The organism is Apilactobacillus kunkeei (assembly GCF_001308195.1).
Classification (GTDB): Bacteria; Bacillota; Bacilli; order Lactobacillales; family Lactobacillaceae; genus Apilactobacillus; species Apilactobacillus kunkeei_C.
Map to the genome: position 1 here is coordinate 21,582 of NZ_JXDF01000017.1, position 17,614 is coordinate 39,195.

Below are 17,614 nucleotides of genomic sequence, written 5' to 3' on the forward strand. Positions count from 1 at the left end.
TTTTCTTATTATGGGCACCGCTAATTTTGGTGCTCATATAATACATAATATTATTGAGGAGAATTAAAATGATTTCTAAGTTTAAACCAACATGGATGATTCCAGTCGTATATAATATTTCACCATCAAAACTAAAAGACATGGGGATTAAGGCCGTTTTTAGTGATCTAGATAATACCTTGATTCCTTGGAATAATCCTGATGGAACTCCTCAATTAAGAGAATGGATATCTGAGCTCAAGAAAAACAATATTGAATTAATTGTTATTTCAAATAATAAACATAGCCGAGTTCAAAGAGCGTTAAGAAGTTTGAAATTAAACTTCATCTCACGCTCCTTAAAGCCATTACCTAGAGGTATTAATAAGGCTTTGAGAGATTACCATTTACACCACAAAGAAGTAATTATGTGTGGAGATCAATTATTAACTGATGTTTGGGCTTCAAACAATGCAAACGTTAGAAGTGTGTTAGTTAAGCCATTAATTGAATCCGATGCTTGGAATACTAAGCCTAATCGCTTCTTAGAAAAATTAATATGGAAAAAATTAAGAAACAAATATGATGATTTAGACTGGCAGGAGGATATAAATGACAGAAATTAATCAATTACAAGATGAAGAAATTAGATGTATTGGTTGTGGTGCGTTAATTCAAACCACAAATCCTGATGAACTAGGATACACTCCTAACTCTGCTCTTGAAAAGGGAAAAGAAAGTGGCGAAATCTACTGCCAACGTTGTTTTAGATTACGTCACTATAATGAAATTTCACCAGTTAGCTTAACTGATGATGATTTCTTGAAACTATTAAACCAAATTAGAGATGCTAATGCGCTTATCGTATACTTGGTTGATGTCTTTGACTTTAACGGAAGCTTGATTCCTGGATTACACCGTTTCGTAGGTGATAACCCAATCATGTTGGTTGGTAACAAGTCTGACTTGCTACCCAACTCACTAAAACGTTCTAAACTAAAGGATTGGATTAGACAACGTGCTAATGAAGCCGGAATTCGTCCAATTGATGTTGAACTAGTTTCTGCTAAAACTAATGAATCAGTTGATGATTTATTGAAGAACATCGATAAGTACAGAAATGATCGTGACGTCTATGTTGTAGGTGTTACTAACGTTGGTAAGTCAACATTGATTAACCAAATCATTAGACAAAACACTGGAATTAAGGAACTAATCACTACTTCAAGATTCCCTGGAACTACATTAGATAGAATCTCAATTGATTTGGAAGATGGACATGAATTAGTAGATACACCAGGTATCATTCATAAAGAACAAATGGCACATTACCTAAACGGTAAGGATCTAAAGATTGTTCAACCACAAAAGCCAATCAAGCCAAAAGTTTATCAATTGAACCCAGAACAAACACTATTCTTTGGTGGTGTTGCCCGTTTTGATTACGTTCAAGGTGACAAGAAGCATGGTTTTACTGTTTATGTTGAAAACAACTTACTAATTCACCGTACTAAGTTAGCAAATGCTGACAGCTTCTACGACAAGCATTTTGGTGAATTATTAACTCCACCAAGTAGTGAATCAATTGATGATTTTCCAGAATTGGTTCGTTTCGAATTCAAGACCGATCAAAAGAGCGATTTAGTATTCGAAGGACTTGGATGGATTACCGTTCCAGCTGGTGTAGTTGTAGCTGGATGGGCACCTAAGGGTGTAGACGTATTAGTTAGAAGAGCAATGATATAAAAAGCGAGGTACAAAATTGAAATTACGCGGAAAACAAAAAAGATATTTAAGATCACAAGCTAACAGAATGAAACCTTTATTCTCTGTTGGAAAGAATGGTTTAAACGAAACTTGGTTAGAACAAGTATTGGATGCTTTACACAGACGTGAACTAATCAAGGTTAACATTCAACAAAATTCTGATTTAGAAGTTAGTGATGTTCAAGAATACATTGAAGCAAACAGTGACATCAATGTTGTTCAAACAATTGGAAAGACATTACTATTATTCTTACCTGCAAGTAAGGAAAAGTTCCAAATTTACTCTGTAGAAGTTAGAAATATTTAGAGGAGTTCTTATCAATGCATAGTGAAAAGGTGCAAACTTTACCTAAGTTAAAATCTTTAAACAAGCGCAAAAAAATCGGGATTATTGGTGGAACCTTTAATCCGATTCATAATGGTCATCTATTTATTGCGGATCAAGTAAGGAGTCAATTAGGACTAGAAAAGGTATACTTCATGCCTGATTTCATCCCACCTCACGTTGATCATAAAGATGCAATTGATGCTGATGACCGCGTCAATATGGTTAATCTAGCAATCAACGATAATGATAAGTTTGATATTGAAATGCTAGAAATCATCAATCGTGGTAAAAGTTACACTTACAACACTATGGTAGAATTAAAGAGAAGACATCCCGACTATGAATACTACTTTATTATTGGTGGTGACATGGTTGAATACCTACCTAAATGGTATCGTGTTGATGATTTATTTAAACTAACTCATTTTGTAGGTGTTAGAAGGGAAAATTATCCAATGTCGACTAACTATCCAGTGATATGGGTAGATGTCGCCAAGCTGGACATATCTTCAACCTTAATTCGTAAACTGGTATCTAACCATCAATCAATTCGATACTTGGTTCCAGATGCAGTTTTAAAATATATAAAGGAGCATCATCTTTATGAATAATGTTGAATTAACATATACAAATAAGTACATCCCTTTATCCAGAGAAGAACTAATCGAAAAACTAAACAATGCTTTAACCCAATCAAGATTTGAACACGTTTTACGTGTTGAACAAATGGCGATTGAACTAGCAAAGAAAAATAATGTAGATGTTGAAAAAGCAAGTGTTGCAGGACTTTGCCACGATTATGCTAAGCAAAGACCTGATGACGATTTCATCCAACTAATTAAGAAATATCGTTTGGATGACTTATTGTTGCAATATGGTAATGCAATTTGGCATGGTGAAGTTGGTTACTTAATGGTTCAAAACGAATTAGGTGTTACTGATATCGATATCTTGAATTCCATTAAGCATCACACCACCGGTGCAAAGTACATGTCAAAGCTAGAACAAATTGTATACATGGCCGACTATATCGAAATGGGACGCGACTTCCCAGGTGTAGAAGAAGCACGTGAGATTACATTTAATAATCTAGCTGACGGGGTGGCATATCAAACTAAGCACACTCTACAATATTTAATTAGTGCCAATAAACCCGTTTATCCAAAGACCATTGATACCTATAACGAATGGGTAAATGGATCAAACATCAAATAACGAGGAGATTTCAAATGAATAGTAAAGAAAAATTAGAAGTAATTGTTAAAGCAGCGGACAGTAAGAGAGCTCACAACATCGTTGCTTTAAACGTCCACGAAGTTAGTTTAATGGCTGACTACTTCGTAATCATGGATGCAGCATCAAACAGACAAGTTAAGTCTATTGCTGATGAAGTTGCTGACCAAGCTGAAGAAGCTGGTATCAGTGTTAAAGAAGTAGAAGGTAAAGACACTGCTAAATGGATTTTATTGGACTTAGGTGACGTTATTGTGCACGTATTCCAAGAAGATGAAAGAGAATACTACAACCTAGAAAAACTATGGTCAGATGCTGATTCAGTAGACGTTTCAGAATGGGTTAAGGACTAGTCAAATGATTTATCAAGAATTCGCAAAATTCTATGATGAATTATTTGATGAAACTATGTATGATCAATGGCTTTCTTTTATAAAAGCAAATGTATCAAAGAATGATTCAATTATGGACATGGCTTGTGGAACCGGACGCTTATTAGCGCTGCTTGCCGCTCAAAACTATAATGTTTGTGGTATGGACTTATCTGAAGACATGCTTACACTAGCAGAAGAACATTTAAGAGATATTAAACCAGATATGCCATTAATTCAAGGTGACATGACTGAAATGGAAGGAATTCCTAACTTTGATGTGATTACCTGTTTTGATGATTCATTATGTTACTTGCCAGATCAAAACGTACTACAGACTGCTTTTGAAAAGGTACATGAACATCTAAATGATGAGGGACAATTCTTATTTGATGTAATTACGCCATATCAAACAGATGTCGTATATCCGGGATACATGTATAATTACCATGATGATAGCAATGCTTTCATGTGGCAATCATACTTAGGTGATGAAGATCACTCAGTAGAACATGACTTAGTATTTTTTAAGTACAACGAGTCAATCAATGCATATGATCAATTTAGTGAAATTCATTTGGAAAGAACTTATAAAGTTGATATTTACATTGATTTATTAAAGAATGCAGGATTCAAAGATATCAAGGTTAGTGCTAACTTTGGTAAAGACGAAATCACTGATACTACAACTAGATGGTTCTTTGTATGTAAGAAGGGATGATTCGATGAAAGCTGTTGGTATAATTGCTGAATATAACCCGTTTCATAATGGGCATAAGTACCAAATTGAGCAGGCAAGACAAGCAACCAATGCTGACGCAGTCATCGTAATTATGTCAGGAAATTGGGTACAAAGAGGCCAACCTGCTATATTAGATAAATGGTCTAGGGCACAAATGGCATTGAAAAATGGTGCTGATATGGTAATTGAGTTACCAGTGCAATGTGCCGTGCAGCCTGCTGATATATTTGCTAGGCACGCAGTGAACATTTTAGCTAGTCTTAAGTGTGAGTGGCTATCATTTGGTAGTGAACATCCAAACATTAACTTTAATGAGCTGGCTAATGTTGATTTAAAGGAAACTAAAATAGATCATGATTACACCAAAAGCTATGCTGAGTTAATCAGGGATGCATTAACTAATGCGACTGGAGAAGATGTCAGTGCACCAAATGATGTATTGGCGTTAAACTATGCAATTGCTAACCAAAAAAATAATCACCGAATGAAGCTAGTTCCGATTAAGAGAAACGGTGCTAACCATCATGATTGTGATTTAAATAATGATGGGGTAATTGCTAGTGCTTCTGCAATAAGAGCTGCTATCTTAAATAATGGTAAGGAATTGGTCCAATATCTTCCCGATAGCATTGATATCGAAGCTTTAAAGAATCATGTTGATTGGGAAGATTTCTGGCCATTATTAAAATATAAGATTGAAACATCAAGTATTGATGAATTAAATCATATCTATCAAATGACTGAGGGATTAGAATATAGACTAAAGAAGTATATCTATGAATCACATTCTTTTGATGAGTTTCTACACTTGGTTAAATCTAAACGCTACACATACGCAAGACTTCAACGTTTATTCGTTTATACGCTCTTAAATTGGCGTAAAAGCGATGATTTGAGTCAAGAGTATGTCAGAGTATTAGGCTTTAATAAAAGCGGTAGAGCGTATTTGAATGACATTAAGAAGCAAGTAGAACTACCTGTAATTACTAAGATTAATAAGGAACTATCTGAATCAGAATTAAATTTTGATGTAGTATCTGGTAGGATTTATGAAAATATAAATCATATTCCTCAAGATGCAGGAAAAATTCCATTAATTTATTAATTTTTAGGCCGGGTATCAAGGATATGACCTTGACAAACTAACTTCTTAATATGTATAATTAACGCTGTTGCATTAGGAGGAATAGACATGAAATGGTTCTTAAAGGAACTATCCGAATACAAAAACAAGCCACTTTCAGTATCAGAAGATATGAACTTATCTGATGATATTATGAGTAGATATAGCAAATATGTTATTTCTGCTGATGACGATATTCACGTTGCTGCTAACGTTTTCTCTGAAAACGGTGATGCAATTGTGACTGCTCGTGTAACAGGTAAGATTGTGGTTCCTTCATCAAGATCATTAACTCCGGTTGAGTTACCATTGGATTTCTCAATTAACGAAGTTTATGTTGAAACTAATTTGCGCTTGAAAGAACGTGAAGATGAAGGTGAAATTGCTTTCCTAGTAGATGACGAAGGCGAAATTGATTTTGATAAATCAGTTGCCGACAACATCATCCTACAAATTCCAATGCACATTTTGTCTCCTGAGGAAATCGAAACTGGTAAAATGCCAGAAGGAAATGACTGGGAAGTTATTTCCGAAGATGATTTAGCCGAAAAAGAGGCAAATGATAAAAAAGTAGATCCACGTCTTGCTAAGTTAAAGAACTTCTTTGACGATAGTGATAATTAAGCAAGACTTAAAAATTTTTCACTAGTGGATATTTTAATATAAAGGGGGTTTTTGCATTGGCTGTACCAGCAAGAAGAACTTCAAAAGCTAAGAAGGGTATGCGTCGTGGTCACATTAAGTTGGCTAACCCAGGTTTGAGTGCTTGCCCAAACTGTGGTGAATTACGTAAACCTCACATGGTATGTCCTAGTTGTGGATACTATGATGGAAAACAAGTTGTTAATGAAAACAACTAATTAAATAAAAAAGCTACCAGAACACCATGGGTCCTGGTAGCTTTTTTTGTTATGTAAGTATAATTATTTTATTTATTTAAACATTTATATTAAACTTAAATCGAGAGAATGGTTCGTTTTCTAATTTAAAATAGTAAATTGGTGAAAAAATTTAAGATTTTAATAATAATATTCGGATTAAGCTCTTCTATTATGAGAAAAAACGTGATAAAATGTACAAAGTAAGTTAAGATTTTCTAAAATAAATGGAGAGGTGTAATTTAATGAGCCGTATTTTGATAATTGAAGATGAAAAAAGCTTAGCTAGATTTGTAGAGTTAGAGTTGAAGCATGAAGGTTACGAAACTCAAGTAGCCTTAGACGGTCGCGAAGGACTAGAAGAAGCACTAAACAACGACTATGATGTTATTCTTTTAGATCTTATGTTACCAAAGCTTAATGGTATGGAAGTTGCTAGAAGACTTCGTGAAAAGAAGACAACTCCAATCATTATGATGACAGCAAGAGATTCTGTTATTGATAGAGTTTCAGGATTCGATCATGGTGCAGATGACTACATCGTTAAGCCATTTGCTATCGAAGAATTATTAGCTCGTGTTAGAGCATTACTTCGTCGTATTGATATCGAAGGTGACGAAAACGCTGAAGATCAAAAGGTTGTTTACTTTAAGGACATTACTGTCGAAAAAGAAAGTAGAATCGTAAAACGTGGAGACGATATTATCGACTTAACTAAGCGTGAATACGAATTACTACTTACTTTAATGGAAAACGTAAACGTTGTATTAGCTAGAGACGTTCTTTTAACTAAGGTTTGGGGATACGATTCAAGTGCTGAAACAAACGTTGTTGATGTTTACATCCGTTACCTAAGAAACAAAATTGATAGACCTGATCAAAAGAGCTACATCCAAACTGTTAGAGGAACCGGTTACGTGATGAGATCATGATTTCCAACCATGATGATAAAGTTTCAAAGACAGTAAGCAGCAATCGAAGATGGTTTTCTCTTAAATGGAAATGGTCAATTGGATCAGCAATTATAATTTTTGTAATTCTATCAATTTTTTCTTTTTTGATTTACAACCGTTTTTCTGATGTCTTATTACACCAGGAGAACTCACGTACTATTGAATCGGATGTAACGATATCAAATCGATTAAGAACGATTAATCGATCATTGGATGAAAAGACAGTTAGTTCTGCTTTAAATCCAAACAGTGGTTTTAGGGACGGCAACCCTAATAATGGAATGTCGACAGACGTTTATTCTGATTCTATTTATACTAACTTATTTAGTAAGGATATCGTGGTTAGTGTATACAATAAGAATTCAGACCAAATCTTCTCATCGAAGAAGTCGCCAAAAAAGATTTACAATTTCAAACCGGTAGATAGCCGTAAAACGGTTATTACCAAGAACTCAGGTAAGACAATCTTAGTTTTAGATTCACCAATCTATTCTGCCAAGACGCATGAATTAATTGGTTATCTAAGAGTAGTTGATTCAATGTCTGACTACAATTTGTACATTAACAAATTAGCCGGAATTTTATTTGTAATTTTAATTATTGGTATCTTCTTCTCTGCTGCATTGTCGTACTTTCTATCATCATACATGCTTCGTCCAATCAAGATTATCTCTAACACCATTCACAGTGTTAAAGAATCTCCTGAAACGGACAGTCGTGTGCCTAAGTTGACTCAAAACGATGAGTTGACTGACTTAGGGGACTTATTCAATGATATGATTGATACAATGCAAAGATACATTGATCAACAACAGCAATTCGTTGAAGATGTTTCCCATGAATTAAGAACTCCGGTCGCTGTAATTCAGGGACACTTAGACATGCTTTCTCGTTGGGGAAAGGATGACCCTGAAGTCCTAGATGAATCAATTAAATCTTCAATCTACGAAATTAATCGTATGAAGAGTTTAGTTCAAGAAATGTTAGATCTTTCTCGTGCTGAACAAGTTGAAATCAACTATGGAAACAAGACAACGGATGTTCAAGATGTTGTTCATCAACAATACAATGATTTCCAAATGATTCACCCTGATTACAAGTTCATCTTAGATGATGATATTGGGGAAGAAACAATCATTCAAATTTACCGTAATCACTTGGAACAAATCTTGATTATCTTGTTAGACAATGCTGTTAAGTATTCTAAACAAAGAAAGGAAATTCATATTTCACTTTCTCGTAAGTATCGTTATGTCGATATTGCGGTTCAAGATTTTGGTGAAGGATTAAGCCAAGAAAGCATTGATAAAATCTTTAACAGATTCTATCGTGTTGATAAGGCTAGAAGCCGCAACCAAGGTGGTAATGGTTTAGGACTATCAATCGCCAAACGTTTGGTAGAGGCCTATAACGGTAAGATCAATGTTGAAAGTTCATCGGGATATGGATCAATCTTTACAATTTCATTCCCAATCCTTTCAAAGGATAAGATTGAACATTTGAAACAACTAGATAAGAATACTAAGCAATAAGCGCAATAAAAAAGCACTGCAATTAAGCAGTGCTTTTTTGTGTTTATTTATTGTTTTGATGTTTGTATACCAAACCAAATGGAACTAAGTTTTCGTTACCTTCTTTAATACGTTGAATGTTACTTCTGTGCTTAATGAAAATAAAGATTGTTAGAATAATACCAATAACGCCAAGTACGTAATCATGATCCAATAAAATCAAGATTGTGATTAATGGAAATGAAATCATACTTGCTACACTAACCATACTAGTTAGGTAAGTAAATGAAAGTTCAAAGATAAAAGCACATAAGAATAAGATTGGATGAATTGCTAGTAACATTCCGGCACTAGTAGCAACGGCTTTACCACCCTTAAACTTAGCAAAGATTGATAATGTATGTCCCAATACAGCGAATAAACCAAATACGATTGGTGATACGTTAGAGATATGGAAGAATGTTGGTAGCAATGTTGCAATGGTACCTTTTAAAATATCTAATACCATAACAACAGCACCGGCAGTCTTACCAAGTTCTCTAAATGTATTGGTGGTTCCCATATTTCCAGAACCTAACTTGGTAATATCTTTATTGAAAAAGACCTTACCAATCCAGATTCCATTAGGAATTGCCCCTAACAGGTAGGCGACAATTAATAAAATTGTGATTTTCAAAAATGGTTCCTCCCAAAAATTAACTATCTATTAATTTTACCATTTTTAAGCATTATGACAACATCTTCTCTATATAGGACGTTTAATATTCCCTTTTAAAAGCGTTTTAAATAAGGTAATATATTATATTGTATGAAAGGGAGTGCGTTACGATGGCTAAGAAGTCAGAAAATTATAATGATGACTCCATCCAGGTCCTAAAGGGTCTGGAGGCAGTTAGAAAGCGCCCTGGTATGTATATCGGTTCTACTGATAGCAAGGGTCTTCATCATTTGGTATACGAAATTGTAGATAATGCAGTCGATGAAGCATTAGCAGGATATGGTGACGAAATTGACGTTACTATCCATAACGATAATAGTATAACTGTGGTGGACCACGGACGTGGGATGCCAGTGGGAATGCATTCATCAGGTAAGCCAACTCCCGAAGTTATCTTAACCGTGCTACATGCCGGTGGTAAGTTCACCGAAAATGGTGGATACAAGACTTCAGGGGGACTACACGGGGTTGGATCAAGTGTTGTTAATGCACTTTCAACTCACTTAAGCGTGACAATCGTAAGAGATGGCTACAAATATGAAGAAGATTTTGAAAATGGTGGTCAACCAATTGGAACTTTGAAAAAAATTGGTAAGACAAGTGAACACAGTGGAACAACTGTAACATTTAAACCAGATTCAGCAATCTTTACTACCACAATTTATAACTATGAAATACTAAAACAACGTTTAAGAGAATCTGCCTTCTTGTTAAACGGAATTAAAATTACTTTGACTGACGAACGTGAAGGACAAGAACGAAGCGATGAATTCTACTTCAAAGATGGAATCAAGGAATTCGTTCAATACTTAAACGAAGACAAACACACATTAGGTAACATTATGTACTTTGACGGATCAAAAGATGGTGTTGAAGTAGAAGTTGCTGCTCAATACAACGATGGTTATACAGAAAACACATTATCATTCGTTAATAATGTTCGTACCAAAGATGGTGGTACGCATGAATCAGGATTTAGAAGTGCCTGGACTAAATCATTCAATGACTTTGCTAGAAGGGTAAAGTTACTTAAAGATAAAGAAAAGAACCTAGATGGTAGCGATGTTCGTGAAGGACTATCAGCAATCATCTCTATTAAGGTGCCTGAAGAAATGCTTCAATTCGAAGGACAAACCAAGGAAAAGCTAGGAAGCCCAGAAGTGCGTTCTATCGTCGACAACATCGTTTCCGAACAATTAGGTTACTACCTAATGGAAAACGGTGAATTCGCCCATGAATTGGTTCATAAGTCCCTTCGTGCCCGTAAGGCCAGAGAAGCTGCGCGTAAGGCCAGAGATGAAAGTAGAAATGGTAAGAAGAAACACAAGAAGGAACGTTTACTGTCAGGTAAGCTAACACCAGCTCAATCTAAGGATGTTTCTAAAAATGAATTGTTCCTAGTCGAAGGGGACTCTGCCGGAGGTTCTGCTAAGCAAGGCCGTGACAGAAAACATCAAGCTATCTTGCCACTTAGAGGTAAGGTTTTAAATACCGAAAGAGCTAAGTTAGACGATATTCTCAAAAATGAAGAAATTAGTACCATGATTTACACAATCGGTGCCGGAGTAGGCCCAGAATTTAACATTTCTGATGCCAACTACGACAAGGTTATCATTATGACCGATGCCGATGATGATGGTGCTCATATTCAAATTCTACTTTTAACATTCTTCTACAAATACATGCGCCCGATGGTTGAACAAGGTCGTGTCTACATTGCACTACCACCGCTATACAAGATTCAACAAAAGGCAGGTAAGAAGAATCATGTTGATTACGCATGGACCAATGACGAATTGACTGACAAGTTAAAAGAATTTGGTCAACACCCAGCTCTTCAAAGATTTAAGGGTCTAGGTGAAATGAATGCTGATCAATTATGGGAAACTACTATGGATCCTGAAAACAGAACATTAATTCAAGTTCAAATCGACGATGCTGCATTAGCCGAAAAACGTGTTACTACATTAATGGGTGACAAGGTTGAACCAAGACGTGAATGGATTGAAGAAAACGTTAAATTCACACTTGAAGAAGACGGCAGCATCTTAGATACCACCAAAGAAACAGAAAACGAGTAGATAGGAGGAACTATAGTGGTTAATCATTCAGTTATTGAAAAACTAACGCTTGAACAAATCATGAGTGAAAGATTTAGTAGATACTCTAAGTCAATTATTCAAGAAAGAGCGTTACCAGACGTTCGTGACGGATTAAAACCGGTGCAACGTCGTATTCTATACGCCATGAATAAAGACGGAAATACTTATGATAAGGGATTTAGAAAGTCAGCTAAGTCCGTTGGTAATGTTATGGGTAACTTCCATCCCCATGGTGATAGTTCAATCTATGAAGCATTAGTACGTATGAGTCAAGAATGGAAAATCAGAGAACCATTAATCGAAATGCACGGTAACAATGGTTCAATGGATGGAGATCCAGCTGCGGCTATGCGTTATACAGAAGCACGTCTAAGTAAGATTGCTTCTGAAATGCTAAGAGATATTGATAAGGATACTGTTGACTGGGTGCCTAACTTTGATGACACCGAAAATGAACCAACAGTATTACCATCTCGTTTCCCTAATCTATTAGTTAATGGTGCAACCGGGATTTCATCAGGTTATGCAACCGAAATTCCTCCTCACAATCTATCTGAAGTATTAGATGCTTTGATTTACCTACAAAAGCATTCAGACGCTACCTTAGACGACTTAATGCAATTCATTAAGGGACCAGACTTTCCAACTGGTGGAATCGTACAAGGCCTAGACGGTATTAAGAAAGCATATGAAACTGGACGCGGTAAGATTATCATCCGTTCTAAGACAGATGTTGAAGAATTACGTGGTAACAAGACACTTATTCGTGTAAGTGAATTACCATACGAAGTTAATAAGCTACAACTAGTTAAGCAAATCGATGAAATCAGAATTAACAAGAAGATTGATGGAATTGCTGAAGTTAGGGATGAAAGTGATAGAAACGGTCTATCAATTGCAATTGAATTAAAACGTGATGTTGATGCAACTGGTATTCTTAACTACCTATTTAAGAACACTGATCTACAAATCAACTATCACTTTAACGTCGTTGCAATTAATAAGATGAGACCAGAACGTCTATCATTAAAGGAAATTCTAGAATCATACCTAGATTACCAACGCTTGATTGTTGCTAAACGTACTAAGTACGACTTAGACAAAGCAATGGCAAGACAACACATTGTAGATGGTTTAATTAAGGCCTTATCAATTTTAGACAAAGTTATTAAGACCATTCGTGCAAGTGATAACAGAAAAGATGCATGTAATAACTTAATCTCTGAATTCGACTTCTCTGAAAAACAAGCAGATGCGATTGTTAAGTTACAACTATATCGTTTAACTAATACTGATGTAGTCGAACTACAAGCCGAAAAAGATAAGTTAAGTGCAGACATTCTAGAATACAACACCATCTTAAATGACAAGAACGAACTAAATAAGGTATTAACCGAAGAGTTCAAAGACATTAAGAAGGCTTATGGTAACGATCGTCTTACTAAGATTGAAGCAGAAGTTGAAGAACTTAAGATTAGTAAAACTATCACTGTGCCAGAAGAAGACGTTGTTGTACTAGTCAGTCATGATGGATATCTAAAACGTAGTAGTGTTCGTTCATACAAAGCTTCAGAAGTTGAAGAAAATGGTCTAAAGGAAGACGATTATCCAATCTTCTTAGAACAAATGACTACACTACAACACTTATTCATGTTTACTAATAAAGGTAATCTTATCTATCGTCCAGTTCATGAAATTACAGATGCTCGTTGGAAAGAAACCGGTGAACATATTTCTCAAACTATCGGTCTAGCCGATGACGAAGAAATCATGAAGGTTATGTCATTTAAGACATTGAAAGAAACTGGTAAGTTTGTAATCTCTACTAGTGACGGATACATCAAACAAACTGAGTTTGATAAGTTAACTCCTGGTAGAAATTACCGTTCAAGACCTGCTGTATTTGAAAAACTAAAAGATGATAGTGCAAATGTAGTTAATGTTGATTACCTAGCAGATGCAAATGCTAATCCAAATGTCTTTATTGCATCTAACGTTGGACTAGCTACTTGTTTTGAATTAGATGAAGTATCATACTCTGGTGCAAGATCTACTGGTGTTCGTTCAATGGACATTAGGGATGAAGAACAAGTTGTTGATGTGCAACTAGTAGAACAAGACGATAAGATAGGGATGATTACCCAACGCGGATTCTACAAGAACATGAAGGTAGATGAAGTACCTCTTGCTAGTCGTGCAAGAAGAGGGGTTCAAGTTCTAAAATCATTGAAGAAGAACCCACATGAATTGGTTGACTTTGTAAAACTAGAAAAGGCAACTGATAGCTTTAACCCAATTAGAGTATTTACTAATAGACGCCGTGTCCATGATATTATGCCAGGTGACCATCCAGTAAATGATCGTCAATCAAACGGTTCTGCTGTGATGGATGTCGATGCTGAAGGTACACCAACCAGCATGGCTGTATTACATCCTGAAGTAGTGGCAAATATTAAGTAATATAACTCCAATAGAAATTTATTATTATTATTATAAAATATATTGTTATTTTATGATGAATAGGTTATTATATTTTAATGAACTATTAATAGATAATAATATGTAATAAATGATATAGGGGTATAAGCATGAAAAAAACTAAGCAAGAAAATATTTTCTCGTCTAAGACACTTTCATACTTTTTGCAATTAGCAGAAACTATGAATTACACCCAGGCTGCGCAAATTTTGGGAATTACGCAACCTGCATTAACTCAACAAATTAAAAAACTAGAAAAGACAGTTGGCGCTCCATTGTTTTACTCAATTGGTAAAAAGCTAAAGTTATCATCTGCCGGTAACATTATGCTTAAGTCAACTAAAGATATTTATGAAATTCTAAACCAAACTGCTGATGAAATTGAACAATCTAACAGTGCATCAACTGGTGACATTAACATTGGTGTTCTATCATCAATTCAAGTTAAAGTTTTTGAAAAGTTCATTGCTCAACTTTACAAGAAGAATCCTGAACTAAAGGTTAACCTAAGAATGTTAACTCGTAAGGAAATTTGGGAAAGTTTGGAAAACAACCGTATTGATTTAGCAATTATGTACTTACCAGATTCATCAATTAAGAACTGGAAGCCATACGAAGCTCAAAAAATTATGAGCGATGACTTAATGTACATTCATCACAACGAAAAATTAGCTGGTAAGGATAAGATTAAGTTCAAGGACACATTGGATCGTCCTTGGGTTACTTACCCAGAAGATTACTTCTTAGATTCAATCCTAAAGACTGAATACAAAGATCAACTTCTAGATAATCCTAAGAGTGGCGCTTGCTTCTCAACTCCTGACCAAATTTTACGTTTTGCTGTTAATACTGGATTAAATACTGCTCTTCCAAGTTCATTTATGATTGACAAAGATGTCAAAACATTGGAAGATAATAATACATGGGTTGCCCGTTTAAATCCAAATATCAATTTTGATTTAGCATTCGTTTACAGAACTAACAAGAAGATGATTCCTCGTGTTGGTTCATTCCTAGACGAATTCGATGCCTTCTTAGATGAAGAAGACTACCTATCAAGATTAAAGGACAACTACTAAAAATACGAAGGAAGTTTTATTATGGCTAAAGAATTAGTTTTCGGACACCAAAGTCCAGATACTGATGCAATTTGTGCAGCTATCGAATATGCATATTTACAAAATAAACTAGGATACGACGTTGAAGCCGTTGCTCTAGGTACTCCAAACGAAGAAACTAAATTTGTTTTAGATTACTTCGGTCAAGAAGCACCTCGTGTTATTACTGAAGCTTCATCAGAAGTAGACTCAGTTATGCTAGTAGATCATAATGAACCTCAACAAAGTGTTTCAGATATTGATAAATTAACAGTTACTCACGTAGTTGATCACCACAGAATTGCAGATTTCAACACTGAAAAGCCTGTATTCTACCGTGCTGAACCAGTTGGTTGTGTAAGTACTGTATTATTTGAAATGTTCAACGAAAAAAATATTGAAATTCCTGAAAAATTAGCTGGTCTAATGCTTTCAGCAATCATTTCAGATACTTTATTACTAAAATCACCAACAACTACTGATGTTGATAAAAAGGCCGTTGCTGAATTAGCTAAGATTGCTAAGGTTGATGCTGAAGAATACGGTATCAAGATGCTAAAAGCTGGTACTAACGTTGATGCTAGATCTGACAAGGACCTAATCGACGGTGACGCTAAGTCATTCACTATGGGTGGCAAAGCAGTACGTATTGACCAAATCAACACTGTTGATTTAAATGACGTATTAAAACGTAAAGAAGACTTATTAAAGGCAATGGAAGAAGAAGCCAAAGCAGAAGGCTACGACTTATTCTTAGTAATTGCTACTAACGTATTAGACAGTAACTCTGAAGCTATCGTTTATGGTGAACCAAAGGATGCTGTAGAAAAAGCATTTAACCAAAAAGTTTCAGAAGATACAATTGCACTTCCTGGTGTAGTATCAAGAAAGAAACAAGTTGTTCCTCAATTAACTGATGTTTTAGACTAATACTAGGACGTATTGAAAGGACACATCCTAATGGGTGTGTTCTTTCTTTATATATAAAAATATCTGACAGCGTTGCTTCCGGAATACGGCTGTCTCAAATAAAAACAATAGGAGATCTTCAAAATGGTAAAGGTATTTAGAAATTTAGCTACTTCAAAGACAATGGATTTATTAGGAATCGCAATCATCTTCTTATCAGCGTTTCTTTCAGGTTATTTATTCGAATCACTAAACGATGTGACTCATTGGGGCCATTGGGCAATATTTATTCCGTTTGGATTAATCAGTGCCTTTGACGCTTGCATGTCAATCATGTCTACTAGATTGGTCGGCCGTTTTAGTAACCTAGGTAACTGGATTGGTGTTCCAGAAATCATTCTTGGATGTGCAATTGATTATTTATTGGGAAACCATGGGGCAATCTTAACTTATCCAATTAGTTTTATTATCCAAATTTGGGCAATTAGAACATGGACTAACTCTGATAAATTCAAGAAATCTGATTTTATGAATACCAAAAAGGGACAAATTGTTTTTGTACTATTGTCATTATTATCATTAGCATTCAGTTTTGGTATTAATTACATTGGATACGGTAGTTTAAATTCATCTGATTCAGTTTTATATGTATTAACTAGTTTTGTATTTGGAATTTCATTGATTGCAAATATCATGAATGCAATGAAGATATCAACACAATGGAAATTCTGGCTATTATACGACTTTATTCAACTAGCTAAGGCAATTAGCCAATTCAACTTTGCAAACGTCGGTAAGTACATTTATTACATCCTAATGGCACTTGCTGGAAATGCATATTGGAAGGATTAATTACTATATTTTTCTGTGCTAATAATTTGCATTATTTTTTATAATCGTTATCATTATAGTTATGTCGTGTACGATATATCTCCACCGGATATATCAGATCAAGCAAAAGGAGCTGTTACGATTATGAAGAAATACAGTGAAGAAGAATTAAGAAGTAGATTAACTGACGAACAATATGAAGTTACTCAAAATGCCGGTACAGAAATGCCATTTTCAAACGAATATGATAACTTTTTTGAAGATGGTTTATACGTAGATATTGTATCAGGTGAACCTTTATTCACTTCAAAAGATAAATACAACTCTGGATGTGGTTGGCCAGCATTTACTAAGCCAATTCAACAAAGCAGCATTAAGAGTAATTTAGATACCTCACATGGTATGGTTAGAAACGAAGTAAGAAGTAGCGAAGCTAACTCACACTTAGGTCACGTCTTTCCTGATGGACCTAAAGACAAGGGCGGATTAAGATACTGCATTAACTCAGCATCATTAAGATTCATCCCAGTTGATAAGTTAGAAGAAGAAGGCTACGGCCAATACGCTGCAGAATTTAAATAGGAAGGGAGATTT

General features: G+C 35.1%; 19 protein-coding genes. 18 read left to right on the forward strand and 1 reads right to left on the reverse strand.

Translation table 11 applies throughout. The features are described 5' to 3' along the window. The first annotated feature begins 68 nt into the window (after positions 1-68). The 12 genes from RZ78_RS03245 to RZ78_RS03300 all read left to right on the forward strand — a co-directional run bounded on the left by RZ78_RS03245 (position 69) and on the right by RZ78_RS03300 (position 8,906). Positions 69-605, forward strand: a complete 537-nt coding sequence (locus RZ78_RS03245; protein ID WP_034531194.1) for a YqeG family HAD IIIA-type phosphatase — start codon at positions 69-71, stop codon at positions 603-605. Next, entirely contained in the window at positions 592-1,725 is a 1,134-nt protein-coding gene (gene yqeH / locus RZ78_RS03250; RefSeq protein WP_034533638.1) for a ribosome biogenesis GTPase YqeH, read from the forward strand. Before RZ78_RS03245 ends, yqeH begins: the two co-directional genes overlap by 14 nt. Positions 1,726-1,741: 16 nt before the next feature. Then, entirely contained in the window at positions 1,742-2,053 is a 312-nt protein-coding gene (gene yhbY / locus RZ78_RS03255) for a ribosome assembly RNA-binding protein YhbY (protein ID WP_034533636.1), read from the forward strand. Between the two features lie 14 nt (positions 2,054-2,067). Then, positions 2,068-2,685 carry a nicotinate-nucleotide adenylyltransferase gene (locus tag RZ78_RS03260; protein ID WP_034531188.1) on the forward strand — a complete coding sequence of 206 codons (618 nt, stop codon included), beginning with the start codon at positions 2,068-2,070 and terminating at the stop codon, positions 2,683-2,685. Continuing rightward, positions 2,678-3,289 carry a bis(5'-nucleosyl)-tetraphosphatase (symmetrical) YqeK gene (yqeK, locus tag RZ78_RS03265; RefSeq protein ID WP_054608114.1) on the forward strand — a complete coding sequence of 204 codons (612 nt, stop codon included), beginning with the start codon at positions 2,678-2,680 and terminating at the stop codon, positions 3,287-3,289. Before RZ78_RS03260 ends, yqeK begins: the two co-directional genes overlap by 8 nt. Positions 3,290-3,303: 14 nt before the next feature. Continuing rightward, on the forward strand, positions 3,304-3,660 hold the full coding sequence (gene rsfS, locus RZ78_RS03270; RefSeq protein WP_034531185.1) for a ribosome silencing factor: 357 nt from the start codon (positions 3,304-3,306) through the stop codon (positions 3,658-3,660). Between the two features lie 4 nt (positions 3,661-3,664). Beyond that, positions 3,665-4,399, forward strand: coding sequence for a class I SAM-dependent DNA methyltransferase (locus tag RZ78_RS03275; protein ID WP_054608115.1), 735 nt, complete (start codon positions 3,665-3,667; stop codon positions 4,397-4,399). A gap of 4 nt (positions 4,400-4,403) precedes the next feature. After that, positions 4,404-5,525 (forward strand): nucleotidyltransferase, encoded by a 1,122-nt coding sequence (locus tag RZ78_RS03280; protein ID WP_054608116.1) that lies wholly within the window; start codon positions 4,404-4,406, stop codon positions 5,523-5,525. 87 nt (positions 5,526-5,612) lie between these two features. After that, positions 5,613-6,167: a DUF177 domain-containing protein gene (locus RZ78_RS03285; RefSeq protein WP_034533630.1), complete on the forward strand. Its 555-nt coding sequence runs from the start codon at positions 5,613-5,615 to the stop codon at positions 6,165-6,167. Positions 6,168-6,223: 56 nt separating this feature from the next. Next, positions 6,224-6,403: a 50S ribosomal protein L32 gene (gene rpmF / locus RZ78_RS03290; protein ID WP_034531177.1), complete on the forward strand. Its 180-nt coding sequence runs from the start codon at positions 6,224-6,226 to the stop codon at positions 6,401-6,403. Positions 6,404-6,666: 263 nt separating this feature from the next. Further along, a complete protein-coding gene (locus RZ78_RS03295) occupies positions 6,667-7,353 on the forward strand; it encodes a response regulator transcription factor (RefSeq protein WP_034531176.1) in 687 nt (228 codons plus the stop codon). Then, positions 7,350-8,906, forward strand: a complete 1,557-nt coding sequence (locus tag RZ78_RS03300) for a HAMP domain-containing sensor histidine kinase (RefSeq protein WP_054608117.1) — start codon at positions 7,350-7,352, stop codon at positions 8,904-8,906. Before RZ78_RS03295 ends, RZ78_RS03300 begins: the two co-directional genes overlap by 4 nt. A 43-nt stretch (positions 8,907-8,949) precedes the next feature. On the opposite strand, the gene plsY is transcribed toward RZ78_RS03300, so the two are convergent. Beyond that, positions 8,950-9,561, reverse strand: a complete 612-nt coding sequence (gene plsY / locus RZ78_RS03305; RefSeq protein WP_054608118.1) for a glycerol-3-phosphate 1-O-acyltransferase PlsY — start codon at positions 9,559-9,561, stop codon at positions 8,950-8,952. A gap of 152 nt (positions 9,562-9,713) precedes the next feature. Between plsY and parE the strand changes: the two genes are divergently transcribed. From parE to msrB, 6 genes are all read left to right on the forward strand, one after another. Further along, the gene (gene parE / locus RZ78_RS03310; RefSeq protein ID WP_053791719.1) at positions 9,714-11,684 is read left to right on the forward strand and encodes a DNA topoisomerase IV subunit B; all 1,971 of its coding nucleotides are present in this window, start codon (positions 9,714-9,716) and stop codon (positions 11,682-11,684) included. Positions 11,685-11,696: 12 nt separating this feature from the next. Continuing rightward, complete coding sequence (gene parC / locus RZ78_RS03315) at positions 11,697-14,165, forward strand: DNA topoisomerase IV subunit A (RefSeq protein WP_424580132.1); 2,469 nt, start codon at positions 11,697-11,699, stop codon at positions 14,163-14,165. Positions 14,166-14,293: 128 nt separating this feature from the next. Then, positions 14,294-15,262: a LysR family transcriptional regulator gene (locus RZ78_RS03320; RefSeq protein WP_054608119.1), complete on the forward strand. Its 969-nt coding sequence runs from the start codon at positions 14,294-14,296 to the stop codon at positions 15,260-15,262. A gap of 21 nt (positions 15,263-15,283) precedes the next feature. Beyond that, positions 15,284-16,210 carry a manganese-dependent inorganic pyrophosphatase gene (locus RZ78_RS03325; RefSeq protein WP_054608120.1) on the forward strand — a complete coding sequence of 309 codons (927 nt, stop codon included), beginning with the start codon at positions 15,284-15,286 and terminating at the stop codon, positions 16,208-16,210. 123 nt (positions 16,211-16,333) lie between these two features. Next, positions 16,334-17,041, forward strand: coding sequence for a nicotinamide mononucleotide transporter (locus RZ78_RS03330; protein WP_054605546.1), 708 nt, complete (start codon positions 16,334-16,336; stop codon positions 17,039-17,041). 123 nt (positions 17,042-17,164) lie between these two features. Then, entirely contained in the window at positions 17,165-17,602 is a 438-nt protein-coding gene (msrB, locus tag RZ78_RS03335) for a peptide-methionine (R)-S-oxide reductase MsrB (protein ID WP_054608121.1), read from the forward strand. Positions 17,603-17,614 lie beyond the last annotated feature (12 nt).

Excerpts from the sequence above, each read along its gene's own strand:
- RZ78_RS03295 (WP_034531176.1), top strand. The coding sequence starts at position 6,667 with ATGAGCCGTATTTTGATAATTGAAGATGAAAAAAGCTTAGCTAGATTT.
- RZ78_RS03280 (WP_054608116.1), top strand. The coding sequence starts at position 4,404 with ATGAAAGCTGTTGGTATAATTGCTGAATATAACCCGTTTCATAATGGG.
- msrB (WP_054608121.1), top strand. The coding sequence starts at position 17,165 with ATGAAGAAATACAGTGAAGAAGAATTAAGAAGTAGATTAACTGACGAA.
- parE (WP_053791719.1), top strand. The coding sequence starts at position 9,714 with ATGGCTAAGAAGTCAGAAAATTATAATGATGACTCCATCCAGGTCCTA.
- RZ78_RS03325 (WP_054608120.1), top strand. The coding sequence starts at position 15,284 with ATGGCTAAAGAATTAGTTTTCGGACACCAAAGTCCAGATACTGATGCA.
- yqeH (WP_034533638.1), top strand. The coding sequence starts at position 592 with ATGACAGAAATTAATCAATTACAAGATGAAGAAATTAGATGTATTGGT.
- yqeK (WP_054608114.1), top strand. The coding sequence starts at position 2,678 with ATGAATAATGTTGAATTAACATATACAAATAAGTACATCCCTTTATCC.
- RZ78_RS03245 (WP_034531194.1), top strand. The coding sequence starts at position 69 with ATGATTTCTAAGTTTAAACCAACATGGATGATTCCAGTCGTATATAAT.
- RZ78_RS03330 (WP_054605546.1), top strand. The coding sequence starts at position 16,334 with ATGGTAAAGGTATTTAGAAATTTAGCTACTTCAAAGACAATGGATTTA.
- RZ78_RS03300 (WP_054608117.1), top strand. The coding sequence starts at position 7,350 with ATGATTTCCAACCATGATGATAAAGTTTCAAAGACAGTAAGCAGCAAT.
- RZ78_RS03275 (WP_054608115.1), top strand. The coding sequence starts at position 3,665 with ATGATTTATCAAGAATTCGCAAAATTCTATGATGAATTATTTGATGAA.
- RZ78_RS03260 (WP_034531188.1), top strand. The coding sequence starts at position 2,068 with ATGCATAGTGAAAAGGTGCAAACTTTACCTAAGTTAAAATCTTTAAAC.
- RZ78_RS03320 (WP_054608119.1), top strand. The coding sequence starts at position 14,294 with ATGAAAAAAACTAAGCAAGAAAATATTTTCTCGTCTAAGACACTTTCA.
- rsfS (WP_034531185.1), top strand. The coding sequence starts at position 3,304 with ATGAATAGTAAAGAAAAATTAGAAGTAATTGTTAAAGCAGCGGACAGT.
- RZ78_RS03285 (WP_034533630.1), top strand. The coding sequence starts at position 5,613 with ATGAAATGGTTCTTAAAGGAACTATCCGAATACAAAAACAAGCCACTT.